The 7,776-nt window shown below is 60.3% G+C and carries 9 protein-coding genes; 4 read left to right on the forward strand and 5 right to left on the reverse strand.

Annotated features, from left to right (window positions below; genetic code table 11):
• The coding region (locus HX823_RS30845) for an NUDIX domain-containing protein (protein ID WP_177078404.1) at positions 1 to 381 on the reverse strand (381 nt) is incomplete at its 3' end.
• A gap of 11 nt (positions 382 to 392) precedes the next feature.
• Entirely contained in the window at positions 393 to 1,250 is an 858-nt protein-coding gene (locus tag HX823_RS30850; RefSeq protein WP_177078406.1) for an SDR family NAD(P)-dependent oxidoreductase, read from the reverse strand.
• Positions 1,251 to 1,413: 163 nt separating this feature from the next.
• Here HX823_RS30850 and HX823_RS30855 point away from each other — a divergent pair, with 163 nt between their 5' ends.
• Positions 1,414 to 2,340: an alpha/beta hydrolase gene (locus HX823_RS30855; protein WP_177078408.1), complete on the forward strand. Its 927-nt coding sequence runs from the start codon at positions 1,414 to 1,416 to the stop codon at positions 2,338 to 2,340.
• Between the two features lie 192 nt (positions 2,341 to 2,532).
• On the opposite strand, the gene HX823_RS30860 is transcribed toward HX823_RS30855, so the two are convergent.
• Entirely contained in the window at positions 2,533 to 3,693 is a 1,161-nt protein-coding gene (locus HX823_RS30860; RefSeq protein WP_038846891.1) for an alpha-hydroxy acid oxidase, read from the reverse strand.
• 121 nt (positions 3,694 to 3,814) lie between these two features.
• Here HX823_RS30860 and HX823_RS30865 point away from each other — a divergent pair, with 121 nt between their 5' ends.
• The gene (locus HX823_RS30865) at positions 3,815 to 4,597 is read left to right on the forward strand and encodes a DeoR/GlpR family DNA-binding transcription regulator (protein WP_038846894.1); all 783 of its coding nucleotides are present in this window, start codon (positions 3,815 to 3,817) and stop codon (positions 4,595 to 4,597) included.
• Positions 4,598 to 4,631: 34 nt separating this feature from the next.
• On the opposite strand, the gene HX823_RS30870 is transcribed toward HX823_RS30865, so the two are convergent.
• A complete protein-coding gene (locus HX823_RS30870; protein ID WP_033901872.1) occupies positions 4,632 to 4,838 on the reverse strand; it encodes a PLDc N-terminal domain-containing protein in 207 nt (68 codons plus the stop codon).
• Positions 4,839 to 5,021: 183 nt separating this feature from the next.
• Here HX823_RS30870 and HX823_RS30875 point away from each other — a divergent pair, with 183 nt between their 5' ends.
• Positions 5,022 to 5,252 (forward strand): hypothetical protein, encoded by a 231-nt coding sequence (locus HX823_RS30875; protein WP_371317994.1) that lies wholly within the window; start codon positions 5,022 to 5,024, stop codon positions 5,250 to 5,252.
• A 3-nt stretch (positions 5,253 to 5,255) separates the two neighbouring features.
• Here the strand turns inward: HX823_RS30875 and HX823_RS30880 are convergent, their stop codons facing one another.
• Positions 5,256 to 6,167 (reverse strand): LysR substrate-binding domain-containing protein, encoded by a 912-nt coding sequence (locus tag HX823_RS30880; RefSeq protein WP_033896676.1) that lies wholly within the window; start codon positions 6,165 to 6,167, stop codon positions 5,256 to 5,258.
• Positions 6,168 to 6,386: 219 nt separating this feature from the next.
• Between HX823_RS30880 and HX823_RS30885 the strand changes: the two genes are divergently transcribed.
• On the forward strand, positions 6,387 to 7,776 hold a 1,390-nt coding region (locus HX823_RS30885; protein WP_177078412.1), incomplete at its 3' end, for a cytosine permease.

Here is a 7,776-nt window from a genome sequence, read left to right on the forward strand (position 1 = left end):
CTCCGTCACCGACCCCGGGCTCATGAACGCCGCATAGATCTTCTCCACATGCCCCACGCGATACCCGGTTTCTTCTTCCGCTTCCAGGCGAATACGTTCTTCGGGGCTGGCATTGTCGAGCAAGCCGGCGGCCGCTTCGATCAGGTAGCCGTGGTAGTCGTTGACGAACGTCGGCATGCGAAACTGGCGGATCAACAACACCGTGCGCTGCTCGCGGTTGTACAGCAGGATGGTCGCGCCATTGCCGCGGTCGTACACCTCGCGGGTCTGGGCTTGCCAACTGCCGTCGCGGCGGCGCAGGTCGAAGCTGTATTTTTTCAGCAGGTACCAGTTTTCCGAGAGGGTTTCTTCGGCGGTGATGCGAACGGGGCTGTTGTCCATGCTCGGGTTTCTCAAGAAAGAGGTTGGGCTTGTTTGATGCTGTCCCAGGCGCAGGCGACGGCTTCCGCGCTACTCGCCTTGATCCGTGCCAGGTTGCGCGGGTAGTCCACCCCTGGGTTTTCGGTGAAGCGCGTGGCCGTGAATTGGCCGTTGCTGGCGCGCAGGATATAGCCTGTGTCCTGGCACTGCTCAGAGGCGAGAAACAGCACACCCGGCGTCACCCAGTCGGGCTTGAGTTCATCCGGTTCTTCAGTCACGCCCCACATGCGCGTCTTGGCAACCGGCGAGATTGCATTGACCTTGATCCCGGCCTCCGCGCCCTCATGGCTCAACGCGTTCATGATCCCCAGTTGCGCCATCTTGCCGGCGCTGTAGGCCACCAGGCCGGCCTGCTCATACTGTGCGTACATGGCGCGGTCGGAGGTGGTGAGGATGATGCGCGGTGCAGATGAGCGCAGCAGGTGCGGCCAGGCGTGCTTGCACAGCCACAGCGGTGCGTAGAGGTTGATGTCCATGGCACGTTGCAGGAACGCGGCGTCGAGGTCGGCGATGGGCTGGTAACCGACCCAGCCGGCGTTGTGAATCAGGATGTCGAGTTGGCCGAAGGCCTCGATGGCGTACGCGATCAGTTGCTCGCAGCCCGCGTTCGTGGACAGGTCGCCCCCATGGCCGATCACGTTCAAGCCTTCGGCCTGCAGGGTTTCTGCCGCTGCCTGGACCACCGAGGCATCGCTGCCCGCGCCGGCATTGTCGGCACCGATATCGCTGATCACCACCCGTGCGCCACCCAGGGCCAAAGCCCGTGCGTAGCTGAGCCCCAACCCGCGTGCGCCGCCGGTGACAAGTGCGGTTTTGCCTGTGAAGTCCATGTGCTTGCTCTCCTGTTCGGGCCGCCCACCCTAACAACCTCGGCGCGCCTTGTTCAATGCTGTAATACTTTGCAAGCAATCCCCGTTGACGGCTGTCGAATTAATTCCTGCCTGATTGGGCCATCTGGTAAAACCCCTGCTTCACCTTTTTCCTGGAACCTTCATGTCCTCTCGTTTCTTCTCGCGCCTGAGCCTGCGCTGGTTTCCCCTGGTGTGCATGGCGTTGTTGATCGTCGGCCTGCCGGTAGGCTGTGCTGTGCTGCAACACAAGGAGCGCGAGCTGGTGTTTCGCATCGAGCCGGGCACCGCCAGTTGGTACAGCGGCTTGCCCAAGGCAGTGCAGGAATTCGAACTCAAGCCGGCCAGTTTCAAAGCCGGACAGAATATCCATGGCTGGTGGTACCCGGTGGACAAGAAAGACGCGCCCGCCATCCTCTACCTGCACGGCGTACGCTGGAACCTGACCGGGCAACTGTTTCGCATCGAGCAACTGCACGCCCTGGGTTATTCGGTACTGGCTATCGACTATCGCGGCTTCGGCCAGAGCCACGGCGAACTGCCGTCGGAAACCACCGTGTATGAAGACGCGCGCATCGCCTGGGAGCGTTTCCAGGTGCTGCAACCGGACCCGAATAAACGCCTGATCTACGGGCACTCACTCGGCGGCGCAGTGGCCATCGACCTGGCTGCCGAATTGGGCAGGCAGACTCCGCTGCCGGTGCGCGGGCTGGTGATCGAATCCACCTTCACGTCGCTGGCGGATGTGGCCACGGCCGTGGCGAACACCTCATTGCCGGTGCGCTGGTTGCTGTCGCAGAAATTCGATTCCATCGACAAGATTGCCGATATCCATATGCCGCTGCTGGTGGTGCATGGCCTGGACGATCGCTACGTACCGCCGCGTTTCAGCCAGCAATTGTTTGAAGCCGCCCAGGAACCCAAGCGGCTGTTAATGGTGCCCGGTGCCAGCCATAACAACAGCATGAGCCTGGCGGGTCGCAGCTATGGCCAGGCGCTGGACAAGCTGATGCAAGCGAAGATGCCGGCGCAGGTAGTCACACACTCCACAGGTCGCAGCGGCGACTCGTAAAAGCGTATTTCGGCACTGGGTTCGCGCTTGCGTGTCAAGCGCAAACCCTGCCCATGCTGGGCCAAAACAGAAGTTGATCAAATAATAACCTCTGCCAAAATCGCCAACCCTGCCGGGGCTTCGCAAAGTTATCCACAGAGATACCCACGGTTTTCGTGGACAACTCTTTTTATATTTTTACGTTTTTTTTGCTCAGCAAACGCTTTCAGGAAATGTACCGGGCAACAAAATCTCGCGATTCACATCGCGTATATCGTTATACCCACACAAGGCCATCGACACGTCCAACTCACGGGCGATGATCTCAAGCGCCTTGGTCACACCCGCCTCGCCCATGGCGCCCAGACCATACAAATGCGGGCGGCCGATCATGGTGCCCTTGGCGCCCAATGCCATCGCCTTGAGCACGTCCTGGCCGGAACGAATGCCACCGTCGAGCCACACCTCAATGCGCTCGCCCACCGCTTCGACAATCGCCGGTAACTGGCTGATGCTCGAAGGCGCACCGTCCAATTGACGACCACCGTGATTACTCACCACCAGTGCGTCGGCACCGGCATTCGCAGCCAGGCGTGCATCCTCCACGTCGAGGATGCCCTTGATGATCAACTTGCCGCCCCAGCATTTCTTGATCCATTCCACATCGTCCCAGCTCAGGCGCGGGTCGAATTGCTGGGCGGTCCAGGACGACAGCGAACTCATGTCCGCCACGCCGTTCACGTGCCCGACGATATTGCCGAAACCCCGGCGTTTAGTGCCGAGCATGCCCATCACCCAGCGTGGCTTGGTCGCCATGTTGAGGATATTCGGCAAGGTCAGTTTCGGCGGCGCCGACAGGCCATTGATCAAATCCTTGTGGCGCTGGCCGAGGATCTGCAAGTCGAGGGTCAGCACCAGGGCATCCACACCGGCAGCCTTGGCGCGCTCGATCAACTGTTCGATAAAGGCGCGGTCGCGCATCACATAGAGCTGGAACCAGAACGGCTGGCCGACGTGCTCGGCGATGTCTTCCAAAGAGCAGATACTCATGGTCGACAAGGTGTAGCGCAGGCCAAATGCTGCGGCGGCGCGCGCGGTCAGAATCTCGCCATCGGCGTGCTGCATCCCGGCCAATCCGGTCGGTGCCAGCGCCACTGGCATGGCCATCTCCTGGCCGATCATCGTGGCGCGGATCGAGCGTTGATCAATGTTGCGCGCCACCCGCTGGCGGAACTTGATGCTGGCAAAATCACTTTCATTTGCCCGGTAAGTGCTCTCAGTCCAGGAGCCAGAATCAGCGTAGTCGTAGAACATGCGTGGGACACGTTTTTGCGCGAGCTTGCGTAAATCTTCGATGGTTGTGATCAACGACATCTAGGTCACCTCTCCCTGAACTGAATGCTGAGAGTAACCGCCCATCGGCTGCGCAACCAGCCATTGCGTTTAGATAGCCGTAAGGCTAATCTCGCAAAAACCTGCAAAAAAGCGCACAAACATGCACAGCACTCATCAAGACATCGACCTGCCTTCTTTGCGCAAACAGAAGATCCTGTTGCTGCTGGAGCGCGACGGCAAAGTCACCGCCTCGGAACTGGTGGAACACTTTGCCGTGTCCCAGGACACCATCCGCCGCGACCTCGGCGAACTCGCCGCCGCCGGGCTGTTGCAACGCGTCCACGGTGGCGCCCTGCCCCGGCCCAAGGACACCGGAAAAGACTTTTTCACCCGCGTCGGCGAGACCAATGAGGCCAAGCGTCACCTCGCTCGGCTGGCGGCAGACCGTGTGGAAGAGGGGCAAATCGTACTGTTCGATTCCGGCTCGACCACGCTGCAGATTGCCCAGTCATTGCCGCGCTCGATCCGCCTCACCGTGGTCACGACATCACCGATGATCGCCATCGCTTTGGCCGACCATCCTGACGTGAAAGTCATCCTCACCGGCGGCCAACTCAACCCGGCGACGCTGTCCACCAGCGGCCATGAAACCGTGCGAATGATCCAGGGCATCAAAGCCGACCTGCTGTTCACCGGCGTCTGTGCGCTGCACCCGCAAGTGGGCATCAGCTCGCTGCATTTTGATGAAGTGGCGGTCAAGCAGGCACTGCTCGACAGCGCTTCCCATGTGGTAGCGGTGACCATGGCGGACAAACTCGGTGCCGTGGAGCCTTTTGTGGTGGCACCGTGCAGCCGCATTCACACGTTGATTACAGAGTGGCATGTGCCGAGTGTGGAAGCGTATGAGCAGCTGGGATTGGAAGTGTTACAAGTAGAGGTTTGAGGCAAACAGGCGCCCAGCGAGGCGCCTGTTTCGTTCAGCTTTTGCGGTGTTCCGGCATCTCACGCTTGGGCCCGAACATCGCCCAGGCAATCAAGCCGAACAGCGGTACAAAAATCAGGATCACCAGCCACAACCCCTTGCTCTCCCACCCCCCCGTGCTGCGCAATACGGTATTGATCGCCCACAACTCCAACAGCAGCAAAATCACCGCCAAGCCGATCCAGATATATTGAATTTCCATGCTTCACCTCCTAGGTCGTAAGCATTAGGTCAAGCATCGGCCTTGAGGGTTCATTAAAAATTGCGCGAAGGGCCGCTCGTCGCCTCGGCGTCACCCTTATAAAACTTTGATTTCCTGCAGACACTCCCAATTAAGCAAGGCCAAACCTTTAGGCAATAAGGGGATTGCGTCATGAAGACCAGAATGTCCCGAAGGATTTTGCTAATCGTCAGCCTGTCAGCCCTGTTGACAGGCCCCGCCCACGCCGCATTTGGCGACAACACCCAAGCACCTGCAGCCAATGCCCTGCCGCCGGGAACCTACCCCAGCAGCCAGGCCGACGGCGACAAGAAACCCAAGGATACCGACAAGAAACCACCCAAGCCGGCCGACAGTCGTAAAGACCCTCGGGAAAAGCCGCGTTCGGGCAGCTGACAGTCAGCCGAGCAGGCGGGCGAGTTCTTCGCGACAGTAATCCACAAACAACTGCACCGGCTTGGTCAGCGGTGCCCGTCGCAGCCACACGGCCGATAACCCTGAACCTGTGACCGTCTCCGCCAACGGTACACACACTACTTTTTGCCCATCATAGGTGTACTCGGTGAACGGCTTGGTCACCAGGATCGAAAATCCGAACCCCCGCCCCACCATCCCCCGCACCATCTCGATCGACGGCGAGCTGAACACGATATTCGGCGTCAACCCACGCTCTTCGAAGATGCTGACGAAGTAGGTGCGGCTCGGCAGCACGTCCAGCAAGATCATCGGTTCCAGCACCAGGTCCGCCAGCGACACCTTGGCCTGTTGCGCAAAACGATGATCGGCCGGCAACAGCGCATAAGGCTGCTGCGGCGGCATCAACGGCGTGGTCTCGATGGTCGCGCCCAGGTCGTGTTCGAAAAGCATCGCCACGTCAATGCTGCCCGCCGTCAGCGCCTGCACCAGCTCCTGCTGCTCGCCATCACGAATGCGGATCTCCACCCCCGGCCAACGCGCCTTGAAACCCGCGATCAGACGTGGCAAGTACAACGGCGCCACGGTTTCGAAGCAGCCGATATCGATCTGCCCCGCCACCACGTCATTGTCCGCCAGGGCGTTTTGCTCGAACTCATGGGCCACGCGCAGCAGCTCCAGGGCCTTGCGATAAAAGCGTGCGCCGCTGGGCGTCAGTGACACACCCTGGGCGTGATGACGGATAAACAGCTGCACGCCAAAGCTGTCTTCCAGCTGCTTGATCGCCGTGGACACCGACGGCTGTGCGATGTACAGCTTGCGCGAGGCCTCGGCGACGCTGCCGCACTCGGCCGTGGTGACGAAATATCTGAGTTGGCGCAGGTTGTACGCAGCCATCGGGACCTCCAGAAACGTGGGACTTCGCCCGCAAAACAGGTGTAGGCAACATACCGGAGCGCCGCAAGGCTGCGAGCTATATTTTTTAAGGTCTATAGCAACAAACTTACTAATTTACCTCCCTGCGCCCATTGCAGATCATCACTCCAACAACAAAGCGCCGCGCACGTGGCGCACAGCGAAGTACGTCAACGTACTCACCTTGCCTTGGAGTTCGTCATGGTCACCACTGCAACATCCTCCGCCCCGCTTATCGAAAAACACACGATTGGATACGTGCCCCCGGAAGATCGCCATGGAAAGGTAAGGGACCTGTTCACCCTGTGGTTCGGCGGCAATATCGCGCCGCTGCCGATCGTCACGGGTGCCCTGGGTGTGCAACTGTTTCACCTCAACTTGGTATGGGGCATCATCGCCATCCTCATCGGCCACCTGGTCGGCGGCGTGCTGATGGCGCTGCACTCGGCCCAGGGCCCGCAAATGGGCATCCCGCAAATGATCCAGAGCCGCGCCCAGTTCGGCTCCCTCGGCGCCTTGCTGGTGGTAGTGATCGCCGGCGTGATGTACATCGGTTTCTTCGCCTCCAACATCGTGCTCGCGGGCAAATCCCTACACGGCGTGGTCGACGCGGTGCCCGTGCCGGTGGGCATCGTGATCGGCGCCATCGGCTCCGGGATCATCGGCATCATCGGCTACCGCTTCATCCATGTGCTCAACCGCATCGGCACCTGGGTGCTCGGCGCCGGTATCGTGCTGGGCTTCGGCTACATCTTCACCCACGTACAGACCACGGACTTCCTGACACGCGGCAGCTTCAACATCGCAGGTGTGCTGGCGACCGTGTCCCTGGCGGCCCTGTGGCAAATCGCATTCGCCCCCTACGTGTCGGACTATTCGCGCTACCTGCCCGCCGACGTGCCGGTTGCCTCCACTTTTTGGACCACCTACCTCGGCTCAGCCCTGGGTTCCAGCCTGTCGTTCATCTTCGGCGCGGTCGCCGTGCTGGCTACGCCGGTGGGCATGGACACCATGGACGCAGTCAAACTCGCCACCGGCGCTATCGGGCCGTTGATGCTGGTGTTGTTCCTGCTCAGCGTGATCAGCCATAACGCGCTCAACCTGTATGGCGCCGTGCTGTCGATCATCACCCTGGTACAGACCTTTGCCTACCGCTGGATCCCGACGGCGAAAAGCCGTGCGCTGATTTCGATCCTGGTACTGGCCGCCTGCGCGATTGCGGCCGTGTTCGCCTCCAAGGACTTCATCGGTCACTTCGTCGACATGGTGCTGGTGCTGCTGGTGGTGCTGGTGCCGTGGACGGCGATCAACCTGATCGACTTCTACGCGATCCATAAGGGCAAGTACGACATTGCCTCGATCTTCCGCGTGGATGGCGGGATCTATGGGCGCTACAACCCGCAAGCCCTGCTGGCGTATGCGGTCGGCATTGTGGTGCAGATTCCGTTCATGAACACACCGCTGTACGTAGGGCCGATTTCGGAACACATCAACGGGGCGGATTTGTCCTGGGTGGTGGGGTTGGTGGTGACGTCGCCGTTGTATTTCTGGCTGGCGAGTCGGGACAGTGCGTATAAGCGCCGGATGGAGG

It is taken from the genome of Pseudomonas sp. P7759, assembly GCF_013386445.1.
Taxonomy (GTDB): domain Bacteria; phylum Pseudomonadota; class Gammaproteobacteria; order Pseudomonadales; family Pseudomonadaceae; genus Aquipseudomonas; species Aquipseudomonas azotoformans_A.